Here is a 21,234-nt window from a genome sequence, read left to right on the forward strand (position 1 = left end):
TCATCATGTCTTCGCAAACACGATCATCGCAGGTCAGCGGGCACCTATCGTCATCTCCCCACCGGCAGGCCCGTCGCTACTCGCGGATTCGGGTCTGACCGGCCGGACCGATGACCGCCCGGCAGGTGTCGGGGACCGGTGGCCCGGGTAGCCCCGGGTGATGCAGTACGAGATGTTCCTCAGCACCGTCCGCGACAGCGCCGAGCTGCCCGACCAGGCCGCCGCCGACCGCGCCGTCCGATCCACCCTGCGCGTGCTCGGCCATCGGCTGGCCGGCGGCCGGCCGGGGAACCTGGCGGCGCAGCTGCCCGGCGACCTCGGTGCCGCACTGGGCTCCGAGGGGGCCGGCGAGCGGTTCGACCTCGACGACTTCTACCGCCGCGTCGCCGACGACGCGGGCGTCCCGCAGCCGCAGGCCCGCCGGAACGCCCGCGCCACGATGGCCGCGATCTCGGTCGCGGTGACCGACGAGGAGTACGGCAAGCTCGCCGCGCAGCTGCCCGCCGAGTACGCCGACCTGCTCCTGACCGACGCGGTGCGGCACCGCTGAGCGGTCCCTCAGCGGCCGGACCCGGACTCGTCCTCCCGGTCGAGCCGGGCCCGCCGCTCCTGCTCGCGGCGGCTGTACGCGGCCTGCCGGACGGCGCCCTCGTCGGCGAAGCCCGATCCCAGCGCACCGGCGATGGTCCCCATCGACGCCGACAGCACGGCGATCATCAGGTAGTCGCCGATCCCGGCCTCGCGCATGATGTTCGTGCCGAGATAGTCCGGCGGGATCACCAGCACCGCCGCGGTCAGCGTGATCCCGAACAGCAGCACGTACATGGTGAGCACGCCGAACGCGACCGTCAGCACCGTCGACAGGTTCGACAGCAGCATCTCCTCGCGCAGCGACCGGCTGCGCCGGGACTCCCACAGTCCGTTGTCCAGGATCAGCCAGGTGGTCATGCCGGTCAGCGCGACCAGCATGATCGTGGCCTGCCTGCCGACGCTCAGCGCGCTCGCCAGCTCCCAGATGTTCGAGTAGAAGATGCCGAACGCCGCTCCCGCGGCCGCCGCCGCGATGGCCGGCGACAGGCTGGGCACCAGCCGCCACGGCCGGTTTGCCCGGACCAGCCCGGCGAGCAGCCGGACCCGGCCGCGCAGACCGGTGAGGGAGAGCCGGACGTCGACCTCGTCCTCGACGCCCGCGCTGCCGGCGCCGTCGTCGGGAGAATCGCTGTCGGCGGGATCGAGCCGGGTCAGCGAGCCCGCCCGGCCGGCATCGCTGTCCTGGCCGACCCCCGCGCGCTCACGGGATGGGAACAGGTGCCGGGTGACCAGCCGGACCACGGTGTCCCGGCAGCGCCGGTACTGGTCGAACGCGCCCAGCGCGGGCAGCGACACCAGCCCGACCCGGGCGCCGGTGGCACCGTCGGCGACGACCGGGTCGCTGCCCGCCCGCCGCGGCAGGTCGGTGATCAGGACGACCGCGTCGAGACCGTCCTGCTCCCGGGCCCGCTCGCCGATCTCGATCATCGGCAGCGCGCCGTGCCGGTCCAGCGCGATCCGGTGGTCGGTGACCCGGACCTCCCAGCTGCCGTCGGCGTCGCGATCGAGCAGCTCGGGCAGGTCGCGGGCGAGCCGGTGGGCGAACTCGGTGGGCAGGCCGGGATCGGCGAGGAGGCCGAGGACGGTGGGACGGGACGATTCGGTCACGGCGCGGCACGGTAGGCGCCGGGCGCGGTCCCGCGCATCCCGGGGCCACCGGTGTCACGATCGGCGATCACGAACATCGATCACGAAGGGCCTTCACGGAAGGGGTGACGCCGGTGTCCGGCGACTGTCCGAAGCGGATGCGCTTCGGGCCCTGCGGCGGGGTCCGGCCGGACCTGGGCTGTGAGCTCGGGACCGGCCCCTGCCCGTTCACCGCGGGCTCGGTGGTGCGTTGGCCGGACCCGCCCGGGCGGTCCGCCCGCCCACGGGCGCTGGCCGGGGTCGGCCCGGTGGTGCTCGCCGACCTGACCTCCCCGCCCTACGACGCCGCGGCGCTCGCCCGGCACGCCCGGATCCTGTCCGGCAGCTGTGACGCGCTGCTGATCGGGCAGTACCACGACGCCCCGGACTTCCCGCCGACGCTGCTCGCCGCGCTGGTCCGGGAGGCCGGCGGGCGGCCCTGGGTGACGCTGACCTGCCGGGACCGCAACCGGGTCGTCCTGGAGCAGGACCTCGCCGGACTGGCCGCCGCGGGCACCGACGCCGTGTTCTGCGTGACCGGCGACGCCCGCGCCCCCGGCGTGCGCCCGGACGTCAGCCAGGTGTTCGACCTGGACGGCACCCGGCTGGCCGGGCTGGCCGCCGGGGCCGGGCTGGCCGCCGTCGTGCCGGAGTCGCCCGCCGCGCCGCCGGTGGACCTGCGGCCGGCCCGGCTCGCCGAGAAGCAGCGGGCCGGGGCCGGCGCCGCCGTGCTCAACCACGCCGGATCGCCGGCGCGGGTGGCCCGGTTCGTCGACCGGGCCCACGGCGCCGGCGCGACCCTGCCGGTGCTGGCCGGGGTCGCCGTGTTCACCGACGAGGCCGGTGCGCGGACCCTGCAGGCGTTCCCCGGCCTGGAGCTCGATCCGGCCACGGTGCGGGCGGTGCTGGCCGCACCGGACCCGGTGGAGGCCGGGATCGGTGCCGCCGTCGACGAGGCCGTCGCGCTGCTCGCGGTGGACGGCGTCGCCGGGGTGAACCTGTCCGGCCGCGGCACCTCCGCCGACGACACCGCCGCCACCGGGATCAAGGCCGAGATCGCCCGCCGGATCCGGGACCGGGTCCGCGGGTAGACCGCCCGGCACCGGGTAGCCCGCACGCATGGCCGATCCCGTCCCGGAGCGCATGGAGCTCGAGTTCGACACCGTCGCCGGCTGGACCGGCCACGCGGTCGCCGAGCTCGGCGACGACCATGCCGAGCCGGCCGCCTGCCGCGGCAGCGCCAGCCCGGCCGGGCTGGACTGGCTGGCCGCGCGGTGCGGGCTGCGCCCCCGCGACCTGCTCGCCGACGTCGGCGGCGGCACCGGCGGCCCGGCCGCCTACGCCCGGCGGACCACCGGTGCCGCCCCGGTGGTGATCGACCCGATGCCGGCGGCGTGCCGGGCGGCCGCGACGATGTTCGGCCTGCCCGCCGTGGTCGGCGGCGGCGACGCGCTGCCGCTCGCGACGGTGTCGGTGCGCGCCTGCTGGAACCTCGGCGTGCTGTGCACGGTGCGCGACAAGGCCGCGGTGCTCGCCGAGGCGCACCGGGTGCTGCGTCCTGGCGGATCGCTGGGCCTGCTGGTGTTCGTCGCGGACCGGCCGCGCCCGCCCGGCGCGCCGGACGGGAACCTGTTCCCGGCCCGGACCGCGGTGCACGAGCTGCTGGCGGCGGCCGGGTTCGCCCGCACCGCCGAGGTGGCGCTGACCGAGCTGCCGCTGGCCCCCGCGGCGTGGCGGCAGCGGATCGACCGGGTCGAGAGTGTCCTGGACCGCGACCACGGCGACGACCCGCGGTTCGCCGCCGCCCAGGAGCAGTCCCGGCGGATCGGCGCGCTGATCGCCGACGGCGTCGTCGAGGGCAGGCTGCTGCACGCGACCGCCCACTGATCGGTTGTGCACCAGCGGTTTTCACCGGACGGACCCGGGTAGGCGGCGGGCAGCCGACAACGAGGAGAACACATGCGCGCACTGACCTGGCACGGCCACCGCGACGTCCGGGTGGACACCGTCCCGGACCCGGTGATCGAGCAGCCCGACGACGTGATCGTCCGGATCACCAGCAGCGGGCTCTGCGGCTCCGACCTGCACCTCTACGAGGTGCTCAGCCCGTTCCTCGATCCCGGTGACGTGCTCGGTCACGAACCCATGGGGATCGTCGCCGAGACCGGGTCCGCGGTGACCGCGCTGTCGGTCGGGGACCGGGTGGTGGTCCCGTTCAACGTGAGCTGCGGGAACTGCTGGACCTGCGGGCAGGGACTGCAGTCGCAGTGCGAGACCACCCAGAACCGCGAGATGGGGATGGGGGCGTCGCTGTTCGGCTACACCAAGCTCTACGGCCAGGTGCCCGGCGGGCAGGCCGAGTACCTGCGCGTCCCGTTCGGCAACTCGCTGCCGATCGCGGTGCCGGAGGGCCCGGCGGACGACCGCTTCGTCTACCTGTCCGACGTGCTGCCCACCGCCTACCAGGCCGTGCAGTACGCGGACACGCCGAAGGACGGCACGCTCGTCGTGCTCGGCCTCGGGCCGATCGGCGACATGTGCACCCGGATCGCGCGCCGGCTCGGCGTGGCCCAGGTGATCGGCGTCGACCTGGTCCCGGAGCGGCTGCGCCGGGCGCAGGCCCGCGGCACCACCGCGCTCGACCTGCGCGACGGCGACGACGAGGTGCGCGAGGCCGTCCAGGGGCTGACCCACGGCCGCGGCGCCGACGCCGTCATCGACGCCGTCGGGATGGAGGCGCACGGCTCGCCGCTGGCGAGCACCGGCCAGAAGCTGGCCGCGGTCGCGCCGTCCGGCATCGGGCAGACCCTGATGCAGAAGATGGGCGCCGACCCGACGACGGCGCTGGAGCTGGCGATCTCGCTGGTCCGCCGCGGCGGCACCGTGTCGCTGTCCGGCGTCTACGGCGGCAGCGCCACCCCGCTGCCGATGCTCACCCTGTTCGACAAGCAGATCCAGCTGCGGATGGGCCAGGCCAACGTGTGGCGCTGGGTGCCCGAGCTGCTTCCGCTGCTCGGCGACGACGACCCGCTGGGCGTCGACGACTTCGCCACCCACCGGCTCCCGCTGGAGCAGGCGCCCGACGCCTACGCGATGTTCCAGGAGAAGTCCGACGACGCGGTGAAGGTGCTGTTCACACCAGGCGCCTCCTGATCGGACCGGTCCTCCCCGTGGCTATCGTGATCGTCTGTCACACCCTCGGGGAGGAACCGGATGACGACCGTGCGGGACGGGGCCAAGCGGGCCAGGACGAACCTGAAGCGCCGTGACCAGGCGCGCCTGGTGCTGCCCGACGACCGCGACCCGGTCGGGCTGCTGGAGGGCCAGCACGCCTCCCGGCTCCCCGATCTCGTCCCGGTCCGGGTCGGGCGGATGCTCCAGTCGCCGTTCGCCTTCTACCGCGGCGGCGCCGCGCTGATGGCCCGGGACCTGCGCGACGCGCCGGTCTCCGGGATCGACGTGGTGCTGTGCGGCGACGCGCACATCTCCAACTTCGGGTTCTACGCCTCGCCGGAGCGCGAGCTCGTGTTCGACCTCAACGACTTCGACGAGGCCGGCGTCGGGCCGTGGGAGTGGGACGTCCGCCGGCTCGCGGCGAGCGTCCACATCGGCGGCCGGGACATCGGCCTGTCCGAGGACACCTGCTCGGACGCGGTGGTCGCCGCCGCCGACTCCTACCGCCGGGTCCTGCGGCAGTTCGTCGAGCTGTCCGCGGTGGAGCGCTACTTCTACCGGGTGGACACCTCCGACGTCGCCGAGCGGCTCGGCGAGGCGGGCCGCCGGACCTGGCTCAAGGCCACCGACAAGGCCCGCGGCCGCACCTCGGAGCAGGTGCTGCGCAAGCTCACCGTGCAGTCCGAGAACGGCGTGCTGCGGATCGACGACCAGCCGCCGGTGCTGCAGCACGTGAACCACGCGTCCGCCGACGACATCCCGGAGCTGTTCGACCAGTACCGCTCCACGCTGCGCGAGGACGTCGCGTTCCTGCTGGCCCAGTTCCGGCCGGTGGACTTCGCGCTGCGGGTGGTCGGCGTCGGCAGCGTCGGGACCCGCTGCTACCTGATCGCGCTGGAGGGGCCGGCCGGGGAGGTGTTGTTCCTGCAGGCCAAGGAGGCGCAGGCGTCGGTGCTGACCAGCCACGGCGGCCGCCCGGCGGTGATCCCCGGTTACGAGGGCGCCGCCGACCACGTCGAGGGCCACCGGGTGGTCGCCGGGCAGCGCATCCTGCAGGCCACCTCGGACCCGTTCCTCGGCTGGATCACCGGCTGGGCGGGGGAGTCCGACGACCGGCCGCGGGTCGACTACTACTGGCGCCAGTTCCGCGACATGAAGGGCTCGATCGACCCGGCCGCGCTGTCCCCGGTGGAGTTCCGCGCCTACGGCGCGCTCTGCGGGGCGCTGCTCGCCCGCGCGCACGGGCAGTCCCCGGGCGGCCGGGTGATCGCCGGCTACCTCGGCCGGTCCGAGCGGTTCGCAGTGGCGACGGCCGGGTGGGCCGCCGGGTACGCCGACGTCGCCGAGGCCGACTTCGAGGCGGTCACCGCCGCCGTCGCGGCCGGCCGGCTGCCGGTGGAACGCGGCGTCTGATCCCGCCGGCCCGTAGTGCTACGCAGGTGGCGGCGCGCGCCGGGGGGCTAGGTTGCGGCGCATGAGCCGAGCCGAGTCCGTGACCTCCGCCGGGACCGTGCGCGGGGTGCGCCGTGCGATGATCGTCGCGGTGGTCGGGGCGCTGCTCGTCGCCTCCCTGCTGGGCATCGTCGCGCTGCTCGGCGGGGACTTCGGCGAGCTGCAGTTCCGGATCGTGCTGACCACGCTGGTGGTCGCCGCGTTCGGCACGACGGCGCTGTGCCATCTCGCCGTCGTCACCCGCGCCGTGCGGGTGGTCGGCTTCGCCGGGATCGTCGCCGGCGCCGGGGCAGCGGTCTGTGCGCTGGCGCTGATCTGGCGGGACTGGGCGTCGACGACCGGGCCCGAGGAGGGCATGTTCAAGTCGTTCGTCGTGCTCAGCGTGCTCGCGGTGAGCCTGGCGCACGCCAACCTGCTCCTGCTGCTCGCCGGCAACCGGCACCGGGTGATCCGGGCCGGGCTGGCGGCGACGCTCGCCGCGATCGCGGTGGTCGCGACGATGATCCTGCTCCCGGTGCTCACCGACGGCGCGATCCCGGGCAGCGGCGACGACGGGTACTGGCGGTGGCTGGGGGTCGCCGGGATCGTCGACGCGCTCGGCACCATCGCGCTGCCGGTGCTCGCCGCGGTGCTGCGCCCGCGCCCGGCACCCGACGGCGGGGCCCCTGACCCGGCCACGGCACCGGCCCAGGTCGGTGGCGGGACCGGGGCCGGGGAGCCGGTCCGGCTGCGCCTCGACCTGCCCGCCGGCCTCGCCGACCGGCTGGCCCGGCACGCCGGCGGCGGCGCCCTGGAGAACGCCGCGCTGGACGCGATCGACCGCGGGCTCGCCGCCGCCGAGTCGTCCCGGCCGGTTCCGGTGGGCGACCCGCCGACCCGTTCGGTGCCGGATCCGGCGCGCCCGGCCCCGGATGTGCCAGGGTCGTAGCCCCTACGCACGCGCGAACGACCGAGGAGGCCGCATGACGGAGGCGACCGGGGAGGCGACCGGGACCGAGATCGCGGTGGCGGTCGACGGTTCATCGGGCGCGGCCCGGGCCGCCCACTGGGCGCGTGACCTGGCAGAGGTGTGGCGGATGCAGGTCCGCCTGCTGCACGTCACCGCCGGGCCGGACGCGCCGGCGGACCTGGAGCGGCTGGCCGGGGAGACCGGTGCCGGGCTGCAGCTGCTGCCCGCACCGCCCGGCGCGGGCACCGACGGGATCGCCGACGCGGTGCTGGCGGCGACCGGGCCGGCCCGGATGCTCGTCGCGGGCAGCCACGGTGCCGGGGCGACCGGCGCGATGCTCGCCGGCCGGTTCGCCGACCGGGTGGCGCGCAGCGCACCGGTCCCGGTGGCGATCGTGCGGGACGCCGAGCCGGGGGCCGAGGGGGTCGTCGCCGGCGTCGGCGGCGGCGAGTGCGACCACGACGAGGCCGTCGTCGCCGAGGCCGCCGCGCTGGCCGCCGCCTGGGCGGCCCCGCTGACCCTGGTGCACTCCTGGTCGGACGTCGTCGCCCGGGCGGGCACCCGGCTGCACCGGGTGCAGGCCGACCGGGAGACGGTCGCCGGTGCGGCGCACGCGGCGCTCGAGGCCGCGGCCACCACCGCCCGCGACCTGGTGCCGGACGTGCACACCCGGATCGTCGAGGGCACCGCACTGCGGGCGCTGCTCGACGTCGCCGGGACCGCCAGGGCGGTGGTGGTCGGCCCGTACGGCGCCACGCCGCCGGTCGGGATGCAGCTCGGTTCGACGAGCCGGTCGCTGGTCGCGTTCGCGCCCTGCCCGGTCGTCGTGCTGCCGGCCCGGGTCAGCGCCGCAGGTACGCCAGGGTGAGCGCGGCCAGCGGGCCGAGATCCTTGTAGTCGGCCACCTCGGGCGGCAGCGTCTGCAGCACCGACACCAGCCGGTCGCGCCACGCCGGTACCCGTTCGAGCCGGTCCAGCGCGAGCAGCCGGATCCCGATCAGGAACAGCACCGAGCCGGTCAGCGGGAGCCGGACCAGGTGCTGCACCTCGGTCCGCAGGTGGATCTCCCGGCCCGGGTCGGTGACCCGCAGCGGACGGCGGGCCGGTGCCCAGGACGGCGCCGCGTCCAGCGACAGGTCGAGCCGGTCGTCGGGCTGCAGCCCCCAGTTGAGCCGCCGGTAGACCTCGCCCGGCGCCATCCGCAGCAGGAACCCCTCGGCCCGCTCGAACACCCCGCCGGGACCGTTCCCGGGCACCGGGCCGTGCAGCTCGCGGAAGCTCATCCCGGCGTCGAACCCGACCGACCAGACCGACGCGGCGGCGACCGCGCCGGCGTCGAGCCAGAGCCGTCCCTCGCGGGCGCCGAGCACGACGACGTCCTCGGTGAGCTGCCTGGAGGCGAACCGCAGCGGATGCTCGGGCAGCGTCGACCCGTCGCCGAACACGAACTCCTGATCGACGCCGAGCCGGGTGTTGCGGAAGCGGTACCGGTCGCCGTCGCGGACCAGTGAGCAGGTGTCCGGCTGCTCGGCGGCGAGCCTGCCGGTGAGGTGGAGCAGCGCGTCCCAGCAGGCGGCCCGGCTGTGCCCGGCGGCGACGAACCGGGCCGGTTCCCGGTCCAGGATCGCGGCCCGCTGCGCCGCGACCGCCTCGTAGCCGTCGGCGGAGCCGGGGACGTGCAGGACCGTCCCGCCCCACGAGCCGGCCTCGGTCGGCCGGGCGACACCGGCCGGCTCGACGTTCGCGCTGATCCGGTAGGTGCTGTGCGGCAACGGGAACGGGTAGGACGCCAGGTCGTCCGGGTAGGCGGTCACAGGTCCAGCTCCAGGACCGGGCCGGCGGCCCGGGACACGCAGAGCGCGATCCGGCCGTCCCGCCCGGCGTGCACGGCGTCCCGGTGCTCGACGGCGCCGTGGCGGACCGGGGTCAGGCACTCGCCGCAGACGCCGCTGCGGCACAGGCTGGGCGCGGCGACCCCGATCCGGTGCACCGCGTCGAGCAGCGACTCGGCGGCCCCGACCTCGACGGTCCGCCCGCTGCGCCCCAGCACCGCCCGGAACGGCCGCCCCGGGTCGGTCCGCGGCTCGAAGGTCTCGCTGTGCACCCGGGCGTCCACCCAGTGCGCGTCCCGGGCGGCCGCCCCGACGGCCGCCGTCAGGCCGGGCGGGCCGCAGCTGTACAGGTGGCTGCCGAACGGCGCCGTCGTCACCAGCCGGTGGATCCGCCCGGCCGCCGCCGTGCGCCCGGTGACGGTGGTCAGCCGGTCCCCGCAGAGCTCCCGCAGCTCGTCCAGGTGCGGCGCGGCACCGGGCCGGTGCACGTACAGCGCCGAGAACGGGTTGCCCCAGAACGTGTGCCAGCGGACGTGCGACAGCACCGGCGTCACCCCGATCCCGCCCGCGACGAGCAGGTGCCTGCGCGCCGTGTCGACCGGGGCGAACCCGCTGCGCGGCATCGTCGCCCGCATCCGGTCACCGGGCCGCAGCCGGTGCATCCGGCGGGACCCGCCGGAGCCGTCCGGGCGCAGCGCGACCGAGATGTGCCACCGGTCCGGGGTGATCGACGGGCCGGTCAGCGAGTAGGCGTTCCAGCGCCCGGGCGCCCACTCCAGGCCCAGGTGGCTGCCCGGCGGGTAGGACGGCGGCGGCCCGCCGTCGGCGCGGGTGAACGCGACCGAGCGGACCCCCGGGCACGCCTCGGTCACCGCGTCGACCCGCAGCTCCAGCGTCACACCGGGCTCCCGAGGAACGCGGCGTGCGTGCGCGAGTGGTGGTGCGCGACGACCAGCCGGTGGGCGCATCCCGGGCAGCGCACCGGGCCGCCGATCGCGGCGGTCGCGGCGAACCGCAGGTGGCAGTGTCCGCAGTGGATCGTGCGCGGCCGGGCCCCGTGCGGGTCGGTGTCCACGTCGGTCGGCCGCAGGTCCAGTTCGGAGTCCAGCGCGCCGCGGGCCAGCGCCGCCGCCCGGACCTGCTGGGCCTCGCTCTCGGTGCCGGTGACCAGGATCCGCCAGCCGGTGACCATCGTGGGCAGCTCGGCGTCGAGCAGCCCGCCGGCGTCCGCGGCGGTCCCGAGCACCCGCAGCCGGTCACCGGCGCGCAGCGGCGGCGGCACCGCGGTGCCCACCGCGACCACCAGGTGCGGGGCGGCGGAGCGGCCGGCCGCGGGATAGCGGGGCAGCGTCGTCTGCTCCACCGCCAGGTACGGCGGGACGGGCGTGGGCATGGCGGTCCTGTCCTGGGCACGGGCTGTGCCGGTCTGTGCCGGGCTGTACCGATCCGGGCCGATCCGGGGCCGGGCCGATCCTACGGCGGCCCGGGGCTCAACCGCTGCCGTGCCCGGCCGGGAAGAATCGCCCTTCGCCCGCGACCTCGACCACCACCCGGTCGCCGGGCCGCACGTCCGACCGGCCCGGGACCCTGGCCAGCAGGCCGGTGCCGTCGAGATCGAGCACCACCGTGGCGTCCGGGCCGTGGAAGACGACGTCGGAGACCTTGGCGGTGGGTTCGCGGTCGCCGTCCGGGGCCCGCAGCCGCAGCTGCTCGGGACGCAGCAGCAACCGGCCCGGCCCGGTGCCGGCCGGGACCGGGATCCGGCCGAGCACGGTGCCCGCGGCGCCGTCGGCGACGTCCGCGGCGAGCACCACGGCGTCGCCGACGAAGCTGCCCACCCCGACGTCGGCGGGGGAGTCGTAGAGGGTGCGCGGCGGCGCGCACTGCACCACCCGCCCGCCGCGCAGGACGGCGACCAGATCGGCGGTGCCCAGCGCCTCCTGCTGGTCGTGGGTGACCAGCACCGCCGTCGCACCGGCGGCGGTGAGCGCGTCGCGCACCTGACCGCGCACCTCCGCGCGCAGCCCGGCGTCCAGCGCGACGAACGGCTCGTCGAGCAGGACCAGCGCCGGGGCGGGCGCCAGCGCCCGGGCCAGCGCCACCCGCTGCTGCTGGCCGCCGGACAGCTCGGCGGGCATCCGGTCGCCGTACCCGGCGAGCCCGACGAGCTCCAGCACCTCGCCGATCCGGTCGCCGCGGCGGGCCCGGCGGTCCAGCCCGAACCCGACGTTCGCCGCGACGTCGAGATGGCCGAACAGCGCGCCCTCCTGGGAGACCAGGCCGACCCGGCGGCGCTCCGGGGCGACGGCCACGCCGTCCCCGGCGACCAGCCGGCCGCCGAGCCGGATGCTGCCCCGCTCGGCCGGATGGAACCCGGCGACCGTGCGCAGCAGCGTCGTCTTGCCGCAGCCGGAACCGCCGAGCACGGCGGTGAGCGTCCCGGCCGGCACGGCCAGGTCCACGCCGGACAGCACCGGGGTTCCCGGATGTCCGGCGTGGACACCGTCCAGCACCAGTGCGGGCTCCTCGTCCATCAGTCCCCTCCCCTGCGCCGGAGCACCCGGTCGAGCACGAGCGTCGGAATCGCGGCCAGCAGCACCAGCAGCACCGCGTACGGGGCGGCCGCGGCGAACTGGCTCGCCCCGGTCCGCGACCAGATCGCCATCGCCAGGGTCTCGGTGCCGGTCGGCCGGAGCATCAGCGTGGCGGGCAGCTCGCGGGCGACCGACACGAACACCAGCGCCGCCGCCGCCACGATCCCGGGCGCCGCCAGGGGCACGGTCACCCTGGCCAGGGTCTGCAGCCGGCCGCGGCCCAGCGACCGGGACGCCTCCTCCAGCCGCACCGGGGCGTCGGACACGGCGGTCCGCACGATGCCGACGGCCAGCGGCAGGAACAGCACCGCGTAGCCGGCGATCAGCATCGGCAGCTGCTGGTAGAGCTGCGGGAAGACCCGGATGCCCAGGTAGACCAGCGCCAGCCCGACGGTGACGCCGGGCAGCGCGAACCCGAGATAGGTGACGTTCTCCAGGGCCCGCACCAGCCGCCCCCGGTGCCGGGCGGCGAGCACCCCGACCGGCAGCGCCAGCGCGACGGTGAGCAGCGCGCCGAGCCCGGCCACCTGGAAGGTGTCCAGCGCGGTCGCGGCCAGGTGCGGGAGGTCGATGCCGGCCGACGCGCCGGCGATCGTCCAGACGGTGAGGCTGTAGGCCGGGACGCCGAGCGAGATCCCGATGACGACGAGCACGAACAGCAGCCCGGCCGGCGTCCACCGGCCCAGCGGGGTCGGCCCGGCCCGGCGGCCCGCGCCGCGCCCGACCCGTTCGGTGGACCGGCCGCGCACCCGGGCCTCGGCGATCGTCACCACGATCGCCAGCGCGACCAGGGCCAGCCCGAGCACCGCGGCCGGCGTCGGGTCGAAGGTGGACCGGTAGCGGGTGAAGATGCCGAGGGTGAAGGTGTCGAAACGCATCAGCGACGGCACCCCGAAGTCGCTGATCACCGAGAGCGCGACCAGCAGCGCCCCGGCCAGGACGGCCGGCCACACCCGGCGCAGCGTGACGGTCAGCAGGACCCGCACCGGGCCCAGGCCGAGCGACCGGGCAGCCTCCTCCATGCCGGCGTCGCCCCGGGAGAGCGTGGCCGACACGGCGAGGAAGACGTAGGGGAAGCTGACCGAGCTGAGCACCAGCAGCGTCCCGCCGAAGCCGACGATCCCGGGGAAGCCGGAGATCCAGCCGAATCCGGCGACGTAGGACGGCACGGCCAGCGGCAGCGCGAACAACACCCCCCACACCCGGCGTCCGGGCAGGTCGGTGCGCACCACCAGCCACGCCGCGACGGTCCCGACGACCATGCAGACCAGTGTCGCGCTCACGGTCAGCACGACCGTGTTCGCGAACAGCTGTCCGGTCCGCGGCCGGGTCAGCACGTTCACCACGTAGTCCGGGCCGCGTTCGAACGACCGGATCGCGAGATAGACCAGCGGGGTGAGCATCAACAGCCCGGCCAGGGCGGCACCGGCGACCAGCGCCGGTGCCGGTGCCGCCCCGCCGGACCGCCGTCGGACGGCGCTGCGGAGCACGATCAGCTCATGCCGGCTTCTTGCAGCATCTCCAGGGTCTCCTCCAACGTCCGGAGATCCGCCAGGTCGATGTCGGGCTGCTCCAGCTCGGTGATGTCGGGCATGTCGTAGACCGTGGAGGTGATCCCGGACCGGACCGCGTACTCGCCGGAGGTGTCGACGAAGTACTGCTGGGCGACCTCGGAGGTCAGGAACGCGACCAGCTCCTGGGCGCGGGCCGGATCGTCGGCGGTGTCCATCACGCCCGCTCCGGCGACGTTGACCAGGCCGAGCGGATCACCGCCGACGTGGTGGTTGCGGGTGCGCAGGTTCTCCTCGCCGAGCTCCTCCATCTTGGAGTAGATGTAATAGTGGTTGACGAGTCCGATCTGGATCTGGCCGTTCTCGATCCCGTCGATCACGCCGTGGTTGTTGTTGAACCGCTCCGGGTTCTGCGCGTCGAAGTCCGCGAGCCACTGCCGCGCACCGTCGTCGCCCCGGTCCAGGCGGACCGCGGTGACGAAGGTGTTCCACGACGAGTTGCCCGGCGGGAAGCCGATCTGGCCCGCCCAGCGCGCATCGAGCAGATCGTCGAGGCTCTGCGGCAGCTCGTCGGGGGTGAGGTCCTGCGAGTCGTAGGCGATCACCCGGGCGCGCGCGGAGGTGGCGGTCCAGGAGCCGTCGGCGGCGACGTAGCCGTCGACGACGCCGTCGTACACCTCGTCGTCGAGGGGGACCAGCCGGCCGGCCTCGGACAGTGCGCCGAGCGCCCCGGCGTCCTGGGCGAAGAACACGTCGGCCGGGCTCGCCTCGCCCTCCTCCAGGACCTGGGCGACGAGCTCGGCGGTGTCGCCGTACCGGATGTCGAGCGGGATGCCGGACTCGGCCTCGAACTGGTCGAGGAGCTCCTGGACCCGGCTCTCCGAACGTCCGGAGTAGACGGTGAGCGGGGCGGCGTCGCCGGCGGTGGTTCCGTCCGGTGGTGCGGCGGCGTCGTCGGCGGGGGCGCCCGCGCAGGCGGTGAGGGCCAGTGCAGCTGCGGCTCCTGCGGCCAGCAGTCTCCAGTGGTGGGACGTCGGTCGTTCGGTGATCTGCATTGATCGCTCCGGGGTCGTGTCACGACGGTCGCCGGCGCGACGCTACCTCCCAAACGTACATTCAGGATGAAACAGATCTTGCGGATTGATCAGTCCAACCGGTCACCCCGGACGGGTGACCGGGGTCACCAGGACTGATGAACTCCGGCCCGCGGAGCTAACGCTGCTGGTCGGAGCGCGATGAACCGGCATCGGAGGCGACCGGGAGGGGGTGCGTCGTGGAACAGCACGGACCGTCGTACCGCCCGCGACACGCCGCGCCCGGGACGCGCCCGGCGGCGCCGGTCGAGCCCGCAGCGGGCCCGGGCCCCGACGGACGGCTGCCCGGGTTCCCGGACGCGCTGCTGCCCCGCCGGCGGTCGCCGCGACTCGTCGGCGCCGGGCTGGTCGCCGCGATCGCCGGCCTGCTCGCCGTGTTCACCGGGGTGGTCGTGGCTGCGGACCGGGCCGGGCCGGCCGCCGGGCCCGCCGCGGCGGCGACCGCGGCGATCACCGAGTGGCGCGACGGCGGTGGGCAGGTCCGGGTCACCCGGATCACCGAGGATCTCGCCGCGATCACCCGGGCGGCCGATCTCGCCACCATGCGGGACGCGTGCCGCGACCTGCGCGACGACGTCGCCACGGCCCGCGCCTACCCGCCGATCCCGGACCCGCGCGCCCAGGCGTCCTGGGGTGCGGGGCTGGACGCCGGTGCCGACGCGGCCCGGAACTGCGTCGCCGGGGCCTCGCTGGGGGACGCGGGGCTGCTCGGGGCGGCCGCGGACGACCTGGACGGGATGAGCGGGCACCTCGCCGACGTCGCCGCCCGGATCGCGGAGCTCGCGGCCTGAGCCGACCCGGCCGGGCCCGGCCGGACGAACCCGCACCTGCCTCACCGAGATGCAGCTCAGCGGGAATTGTCGATCTCCGCGGCCCGCTGAGCTGCATCTCGGCGACCGGAGGGGTGCGGCGGGGCGAGCAGCGGCGCGCGAAGGGCGTGGCGCCGGACGTCGCCGGCGGGGGAGTGCCGGTTCCCGCGCGCGGCGAACATCACTAAATATGCCCAGTTGTTCAAGTGTGGGGTATGACTCTCTCCGATCGGTCGCGATCATCCGGTTCGTCCGGTGCGCGGCCCGCCCGACGCAGCGCAGGAGGACCCCGTGACCCGCATACGTGCCCTGACCCGGCTGGCCGCCGCCGCGGCCGCGGTCCTGCTCACCGCGGGATGCGTGCAGACCACCGGCGGCGGCGAGGCCGGCGGCCACCCGCCGAACACCGTCACCTTCGCGACCGGATTCGCGATCGACGACCTCGATCCGCTGGAGAACGGCTTCTGGGGCCCGGAGTTCGGCTACGTCGAGCTGCTGATGCGCCCGGACCGGGCGGGCGAGCCGACCCCCTGGGTGCTGACCGACCTGACCTCGACCGGCCCGACCACCTGGGAGCTGACCCTCCCCGAGGGTGCCAGCTTCGTGAACGGCACACCGCTCGACGCCGACGCGCTCGCCGCACTGCTCACCTTCCAGCTCGCCGAGAACGCCTCCTTCGCGGCGGCCCTGCCCGGCGCCACGGCCGAGGCGACCGGACCGCTGGCGGTCACACTCGTCACCTCGCGGCCGGCGCCGAACGTCCCGGCACTGCTGGCCGACGAGTCGATGGTCCCGGTCTTCGACGTCGCCGCCTACCGGGAGCACCGCGACTCCGGCGCACCCGCGTCCGAACTGGTCGGTGCGGGCATCTACACCGGACCGTACGTCGTCGACTCGCTCGACGGGGCCGCCGCGCAGCTCTCGCCGCGGGCCGACCACTGGCAGGGCCCGCCCGCGCTCGCCGCGGTGACCGTGCGGTTCGTGCCCGAGGCGTCCGCCCGGATCCAGGCCGTCCAGTCCGGCGAGGTGGACATCGCGCTGTACCCGCCGACCGCCACGGCCTCCACCCTGGAGGGCCGGGACGACGCCTTCTACGTCACCGGGGCGACGAGCGGCCCGACCTTCCAGCTCGAGTTCAACCACCGCGCGGCCCCGTTCGACGACGCGCAGGTCCGGCGGGCCGTCTACCGGGCGATCGACTACGACGCACTCGCGAACGACGTGATGAACGGGCTGTACCTGCCGGTGACCGGGATCTACGACGAGTCCCGCCCCTGGGCCGAGCCGACCACGACGACCGACCCGGCCGGTGCCGCGCGCCTGCTGGACGAGGCGGGCTGGACCCGCGACGGCGACGGCCCGCGCACCCGCGACGGCGCCGAGCTGCGGTTCTCGATGCTGACCTACCCGCAGCAGCCCGACTCCGACGCCCTCGCACTGGCCGTCCAGGCGCAGCTGGCAGCGCAGGGCATCGGCGTCGACATCCAGCAGGTACCGGACATCACCGACGCCGTGGAGCAGCCGACCGGCTGGCAGGCGTCGGTCCGGGCGAGCGGGATGCTGTCGTTCGGCGGCGACTACGTGCTCCCGCTGGTCAACACCGTGCGCAGCGACGGACCGAAGAACTACACCGGTACCGCGGATCCCGAGCTGGACGCGCTGATCGACCAGGTCGCGGTCGAGCTGGACACGGCGGCCCGGGACGATCTGCTCCGCCGTATCCAGCACCGGATCGCCGACGGCGGCCACCTCGGCTACATCGGGCAGCGCAGGGGTGCGGTCATCACCGGACCGGCCTGGCAGGGCTACGAGATCGAGGGCTCCAACCTCTGGGTCTCCCGCGACACGGCACCGACCGGCTGACCGTGCTCGCCGTCCTCAACCGGGTCGGCCAGGCAGTGCTCACCCTGGCCGCCGCAGGCGCGCTCGTCTTCGGGATGCTCGCCGTCACCCCCGGCGACCCGGCGCAGCGGGTGCTGCAGGCGCGCGGGATCACCGAACCGACCCCGGCCGCGGTCGCCGCAGTGCGCGCCGAGCTGCGGCTCGACGAGCCGCTGCCGGTCCGGTTCGGGCGGTGGGCGGGCGACGCCGTCCGCGGCGACCTCGGCGTCTCGTGGCGGACCGGCCGGCCGGTGAGCACCGAGTTCGCCGACCGGCTCCCCGCGACGCTGCGGCTGACCGTGGCCGCGCTCGGCCTGGCCGTCGGGGCGGCGCTGCTGCTCGGCACGGTCGCCGCACTCGGCGCCGGCCGGTGGCCGGACACCCTGGCCCGCGGGATCGCGCTCGGCGCGCTGGTGGTGCCGAGCTTCGTGCTCGGCGTGGTGCTGATCGACGTCCTGGTGGTCCGGGCCGGTCTCGGCCGGGTGATCGCCGACGGCACCTGGGCGACCGTGTTCCTGCCCGCGCTGGTGCTCGCGCTCGGCTCGGTCGCCACCTGGTCCCGGGTCCTGCGCACCAGCCTGCTGGAGGCCGGCTCGGCGACGCACCTGCGGGTCGCCGCCGCCCGCGGCGCGGGCCCGGTCCGGCTGCTGCTGGTGCACCAGCTGCCGAACGCGCTCGCCCCGTTCCTCACCATGGTCGGGCTCGGCACCGCGTCGCTGATCGGCGGCGCCGCGATCGTCGAGAGCGTGTTCACCTGGCCCGGGGTGGGGCGCTTCACGGTCGAGGCGATCAACGGCCGCGACATGCCGGTGGTCGTCGGGTTCACCCTGGTCGCGGTGGTCGCCTACGTCCTGGCGAGCCTGCTGATCGACCTGCTGTGCGCCGGGATCGACCCGCGCCTGCGGAGCCCGCGGTGACCGGCGCGGGGATCCTCACCCCGGTCGCCGAGCCGCCGGTCCGGGCGGTCGGGCGCGGGCTCGGCCGGGCGCTGCTCGCCCGGCCCGCAGCCCGGGTCGGCCTCGCCTTCGCGGTGCTGCTGGTGGCCGCCGCCGTCGCCGGGCCGTGGTTGCTGCCCGATCCGGACCTGCCCGACTACACCCGCCAGCTCGCCCCGCCGGGACCGGAGCACCTGCTCGGCACCGACCAGGCCGGCCGCGACCTGCTCGCCCGCACGGTCGCGGGCGCGCGCAGCTCGCTCGGCGCCGCGGTGCTGGTGATGGCGCTGTCCGGGGTGATCGGGCTGGTCGTCGGCACCGTCGCCGGGGCCGTCGGCGGGATCGTGGACGCTGTCGCCACCCGGATCACCGACGTGCTGCTCGGGCTGCCGACGCTGGTCCTGACCCTGGCCGTGGTCGGCGTCCTCGGCCCCGGCCACCTGAACCTGGTGCTCGCGATGGCGCTCACCAGCTGGGCCCACCTGGCCCGGATCGCGCGCAGCGTGGCCTGGGGAGCGGCGTCCCGGCCGGACGTCGTCGCCGCCCGGATGGCCGGGATCGGCCCGCTCCGCGCCGTGCTCACCCACGTCGTGCCGGGGGTGGCGGTGCAGGTGTCGGTGGCCGCCACCCTGGGACTGGGCGAGGCGGTGCTGGCGCTGGGCGCGCTGTCGTTCCTCGGGCTGGGCGCCCAGCCGCCGACCGCGGAGTGGGGCACCATGCTCGCCGCCGGCCGGGAGACCTTCGCCGCGGCGCCGTGGCATCTGATCGGCCCGGGTGCCGGGCTGGTGCTCGCCGTCGCCGCCGCGACGCTGGTCGGCGACGCGCTGCGCGACGTCACCGATCCGGAGCGACGCCGGTGAGCGCGCTCTCGGTCCGCGGGCTCACCGTGGTGCACCCGGGCTGCGACCCGGCCCGGCCCGCCCTGCACAACGTCGACCTGGACATCCCGCCGGGCGGCCGGTGGGCCGTGGTCGGGCGGTCCGGCTGCGGCAAGACGACGCTGGTCCGCACCATCCTCGGCCTGCTGCCCCCGGGCGCGATCGTCACCGGCAGCGTGCGCGTCGACGGGCGGGAGATCCTCGGGCTGCCCGAGGCGGAGCTGCGCCGGCTGCGCGGGCGGACCATCGGCTACGTCCCGCAGGACCCCTTCGCGGCCTGCGACCCGCTGCGGACGGTCGGCCATCACGTGACCTCGGCGTGGCGGTCGCACCGGATGGTGCCGCCGCCCGGCCGGGTGGCCGCCGATCTGGCCGGGGTCGGCATCGACGACGCCGCCCGCTGCGCCGCCCGGCACCCGCACACCTGGTCCGGCGGGATGCTGCAGCGCGCCACGATCGTCGCCGGGACCGCGCACGGTCCGCCGCTGACGCTGGCCGACGAGCCGACCAGCGCACTGGACGCCGAGCTCGCCGACGACGTGCTCAACCTGGTGCGCCGGTGCAGCGGGGCGCTGCTGCTGGTCAGCCACGACCTGGCGCTGGTGGCCCGGCACGCCGGTCACGTCCTGGTGCTCGACGACGGCCGGGTCGCCGAGCGCGGACCGGCCGACCGGCTGCTGTCGGCCGGCCCGGCCACGGCCGGGCCGGTGGACCGGTCGTCGGCGCGGGGGAGACCGGACGGCGCGGTCGTCGTGCGGGGCACCGGGCTGACCCGCCGCTACGGCCCGGTGACCGCGGTGCACGACGTGTCGGTGACCGTGCGGGCCGGTGAGGTGCTCGCCGTCGTCGGCCGGTCCGGTTCCGGGAAGTCGACCCTGGCCCGGCTGCTGGCCGGGATGGAACGCCCCGACGCGGGCACCGTCGAGATCCCGGGAGCCGGGCCCGGGCACGTGATGCCGGTGTTCCAGGACCCGGTCGCGTCGCTGGACCGGCGGTGGCCGCTGTGGCGGACCCTGACCGAGCCGCTGCGGGCCCGCGGGGGACGTCCCCGCCGCGCCGCCGCCCGGGCGATCGCGGCCGGGATGCTGGACCGGGTCGGGCTGGCCGGGATCGACCCGGACCGGCGACCGGCGACGCTGTCGGTCGGCCAGGCGCAGCGGGTCGCGATCGCCCGGGCGCTCGCCGCCCGGCCCGCGCTCCTGGTGGCCGACGAACCCACCGCCAGCCTGGACGTCGCGACCGCCGACGCGATCACCGCGCTGCTCCGGTCGCTCGCCGCGTCCGGGACCGCGGTCGTCGTCGTCAGCCACGACCGGGAGCGGCTCGCCGGTTACGCCGACCGGACCCTGGTGATGCGGGACGGCACAGCGGAGGAGACGGATGCCTGAGACGTCGGAACGCGCCCTGGTCCTGGTTGCCCGGCCGACCCCGTCCGGGGTGGACGGCCGGTCGCTGGCCCGGCTGGCCGCCGCGGTCGCCGGGCGGGTGCCCGGCCCGGTCCGGGTGGCGCACCTGGACCAGGAGGACCCCTCGGTGCCGGCGGTGCTCGACGCGCTCACCGCCGAGCGGGTGCCCGCGGTGCTGCTGGTACCGCTCGCGGTGCCCGCCGACCGCTACCTGACGACCTGGATCGGCCGGGCCGTCGCGCACTGGCGGGCGGGGTCCGGCCCGCCGGGCGCCTGCCCGGACGTCCGGATCGCGCCGGGCCTGACCGGGTTCGCCGCGGACGCCGTCGCCGAGCTGGCGCAGGGCGACGGGGACCCGGTCACCGCCTCGGCCGCCGGGTTCGCCAGCCCGGCGTGGTCGGTGCTCGACGTGCCGGACCGGCACCTGCTCGTCTGCCGCGGGCCGCGCTGCCTGGTGCACGGCGCCGGTGCCACGCACCGGGCGCTCAGCGACGCGGCGCGGGGCAGCTCGACGCAGGTCACCCCGTGCGGCTGCCTCGGGCCGTGCAACCTCGGTCCACTGGTGGTCGACCATCCGGACGGGACCTGGCACACCGCCGTCGATCCGGCGCGGGCCCGTGAGCTGGCGGGCCCGCGCCGTCCTCAGAGCGACGGTGACCGGGTGTCGTAGGCGTGCCGGGTCCGGAGCCGGCGCGGCCGGCCGCGCAGCACCTCGCGGAAGGTCGCGGCGGAGCCGACGACGACGGTCGCGAGCATCAGGATCTGGATCCACACAGGACTACCTCCGTACGGTTCTCCCTGCGGCGGTGCGTCCTGCAACCCGCCGATGACCAGGATCCGCCCGGCCCGCGGGGGCGGACAGAGGCAGGAAGGACAGCGGTCCACCAATTCCTGCCATGGCGTTCGGCGGCGACCGGCCCACCCGTTGGAGGGGGTCGGGCCGCGACCGGATCCGACAGGATGGCGCCGGGAAGGCCCGTGGCTCACGTCACATCGAGGGCTC

21 protein-coding genes are annotated in these 21,234 nt (G+C 75.9%); 13 read left to right on the plus strand and 8 right to left on the minus strand.

What is annotated here, in order from left to right; all coding sequences use genetic code 11:
• Positions 1-160 precede the first annotated feature (160 nt).
• Entirely contained in the window at positions 161-550 is a 390-nt protein-coding gene (locus ACVJO7_RS17995) for a DUF2267 domain-containing protein (RefSeq protein ID WP_344017535.1), read from the plus strand.
• Positions 551-558: 8 nt separating this feature from the next.
• On the opposite strand, the gene ACVJO7_RS18000 is transcribed toward ACVJO7_RS17995, so the two are convergent.
• Entirely contained in the window at positions 559-1,698 is a 1,140-nt protein-coding gene (locus ACVJO7_RS18000; RefSeq protein ID WP_491673842.1) for a hypothetical protein, read from the minus strand.
• 113 nt (positions 1,699-1,811) lie between these two features.
• Between ACVJO7_RS18000 and ACVJO7_RS18005 the strand changes: the two genes are divergently transcribed.
• The 6 genes from ACVJO7_RS18005 (at position 1,812) to ACVJO7_RS18030 (ending at position 8,159) form a co-directional block, all read left to right on the plus strand.
• Positions 1,812-2,807: a methylenetetrahydrofolate reductase gene (locus tag ACVJO7_RS18005; RefSeq protein WP_491673843.1), complete on the plus strand. Its 996-nt coding sequence runs from the start codon at positions 1,812-1,814 to the stop codon at positions 2,805-2,807.
• Between the two features lie 28 nt (positions 2,808-2,835).
• A complete protein-coding gene (locus tag ACVJO7_RS18010; RefSeq protein WP_491673844.1) occupies positions 2,836-3,603 on the plus strand; it encodes a class I SAM-dependent methyltransferase in 768 nt (255 codons plus the stop codon).
• Between the two features lie 72 nt (positions 3,604-3,675).
• On the plus strand, positions 3,676-4,869 hold the full coding sequence (locus ACVJO7_RS18015; protein ID WP_491673845.1) for an alcohol dehydrogenase catalytic domain-containing protein: 1,194 nt from the start codon (positions 3,676-3,678) through the stop codon (positions 4,867-4,869).
• A 60-nt stretch (positions 4,870-4,929) separates the two neighbouring features.
• Positions 4,930-6,303: a DUF2252 domain-containing protein gene (locus ACVJO7_RS18020; RefSeq protein WP_491673846.1), complete on the plus strand. Its 1,374-nt coding sequence runs from the start codon at positions 4,930-4,932 to the stop codon at positions 6,301-6,303.
• Positions 6,304-6,364: 61 nt separating this feature from the next.
• A complete protein-coding gene (locus ACVJO7_RS18025; RefSeq protein ID WP_491673847.1) occupies positions 6,365-7,270 on the plus strand; it encodes a hypothetical protein in 906 nt (301 codons plus the stop codon).
• A gap of 34 nt (positions 7,271-7,304) precedes the next feature.
• Complete coding sequence (locus ACVJO7_RS18030) at positions 7,305-8,159, plus strand: universal stress protein (RefSeq protein ID WP_491673848.1); 855 nt, start codon at positions 7,305-7,307, stop codon at positions 8,157-8,159.
• Here ACVJO7_RS18030 and ACVJO7_RS18035 read toward each other — a convergent pair.
• The 6 genes from ACVJO7_RS18035 to ACVJO7_RS18060 form a co-directional block, all read right to left on the minus strand.
• Positions 8,134-9,105, minus strand: coding sequence for a heme-dependent oxidative N-demethylase subunit alpha family protein (locus ACVJO7_RS18035; protein ID WP_491673849.1), 972 nt, complete (start codon positions 9,103-9,105; stop codon positions 8,134-8,136). The two genes, ACVJO7_RS18030 and ACVJO7_RS18035, sit on opposite strands and share 26 nt — an antisense overlap.
• Positions 9,102-10,022, minus strand: a complete 921-nt coding sequence (locus ACVJO7_RS18040) for a PDR/VanB family oxidoreductase (RefSeq protein WP_491673850.1) — start codon at positions 10,020-10,022, stop codon at positions 9,102-9,104. Before ACVJO7_RS18040 ends, ACVJO7_RS18035 begins: the two co-directional genes overlap by 4 nt.
• Positions 10,019-10,516, minus strand: a complete 498-nt coding sequence (locus tag ACVJO7_RS18045; RefSeq protein ID WP_491673851.1) for a dimethylamine monooxygenase subunit DmmA family protein — start codon at positions 10,514-10,516, stop codon at positions 10,019-10,021. Before ACVJO7_RS18045 ends, ACVJO7_RS18040 begins: the two co-directional genes overlap by 4 nt.
• A gap of 97 nt (positions 10,517-10,613) precedes the next feature.
• Positions 10,614-11,657 (minus strand): ABC transporter ATP-binding protein, encoded by a 1,044-nt coding sequence (locus tag ACVJO7_RS18050; protein WP_491673852.1) that lies wholly within the window; start codon positions 11,655-11,657, stop codon positions 10,614-10,616.
• The gene (locus ACVJO7_RS18055) at positions 11,657-13,207 is read right to left on the minus strand and encodes an ABC transporter permease (RefSeq protein ID WP_491673853.1); all 1,551 of its coding nucleotides are present in this window, start codon (positions 13,205-13,207) and stop codon (positions 11,657-11,659) included. Before ACVJO7_RS18055 ends, ACVJO7_RS18050 begins: the two co-directional genes overlap by 1 nt.
• 2 nt (positions 13,208-13,209) lie before the next feature.
• Entirely contained in the window at positions 13,210-14,283 is a 1,074-nt protein-coding gene (locus ACVJO7_RS18060) for an extracellular solute-binding protein (RefSeq protein WP_491673854.1), read from the minus strand.
• 218 nt (positions 14,284-14,501) lie between these two features.
• Between ACVJO7_RS18060 and ACVJO7_RS18065 the strand changes: the two genes are divergently transcribed.
• The 6 genes from ACVJO7_RS18065 (at position 14,502) to ACVJO7_RS18090 (ending at position 20,901) form a co-directional block, all read left to right on the plus strand.
• The gene (locus ACVJO7_RS18065; protein WP_491673855.1) at positions 14,502-15,113 is read left to right on the plus strand and encodes a hypothetical protein; all 612 of its coding nucleotides are present in this window, start codon (positions 14,502-14,504) and stop codon (positions 15,111-15,113) included.
• 309 nt (positions 15,114-15,422) lie between these two features.
• Complete coding sequence (locus tag ACVJO7_RS18070; RefSeq protein WP_491673856.1) at positions 15,423-16,994, plus strand: ABC transporter substrate-binding protein; 1,572 nt, start codon at positions 15,423-15,425, stop codon at positions 16,992-16,994.
• Positions 16,995-16,996: 2 nt separating this feature from the next.
• Positions 16,997-17,929, plus strand: coding sequence for an ABC transporter permease (locus ACVJO7_RS18075; protein ID WP_491673857.1), 933 nt, complete (start codon positions 16,997-16,999; stop codon positions 17,927-17,929).
• Positions 17,926-18,807 carry an ABC transporter permease gene (locus tag ACVJO7_RS18080; protein ID WP_491673858.1) on the plus strand — a complete coding sequence of 294 codons (882 nt, stop codon included), beginning with the start codon at positions 17,926-17,928 and terminating at the stop codon, positions 18,805-18,807. The genes ACVJO7_RS18075 and ACVJO7_RS18080 overlap by 4 nt, the downstream gene beginning before the upstream one ends.
• Positions 18,804-20,213 carry an ABC transporter ATP-binding protein gene (locus ACVJO7_RS18085; protein WP_491673859.1) on the plus strand — a complete coding sequence of 470 codons (1,410 nt, stop codon included), beginning with the start codon at positions 18,804-18,806 and terminating at the stop codon, positions 20,211-20,213. Before ACVJO7_RS18080 ends, ACVJO7_RS18085 begins: the two co-directional genes overlap by 4 nt.
• Positions 20,206-20,901: a hypothetical protein gene (locus ACVJO7_RS18090; RefSeq protein ID WP_491673860.1), complete on the plus strand. Its 696-nt coding sequence runs from the start codon at positions 20,206-20,208 to the stop codon at positions 20,899-20,901. Before ACVJO7_RS18085 ends, ACVJO7_RS18090 begins: the two co-directional genes overlap by 8 nt.
• Here the strand turns inward: ACVJO7_RS18090 and ACVJO7_RS18095 are convergent.
• Complete coding sequence (locus tag ACVJO7_RS18095; RefSeq protein ID WP_358488202.1) at positions 20,874-21,005, minus strand: hypothetical protein; 132 nt, start codon at positions 21,003-21,005, stop codon at positions 20,874-20,876. The genes ACVJO7_RS18090 and ACVJO7_RS18095 overlap by 28 nt on opposite strands.
• Positions 21,006-21,234: the final 229 nt, after the last annotated feature.

The organism is Pseudonocardia sp. DxW, from assembly GCF_058448985.1.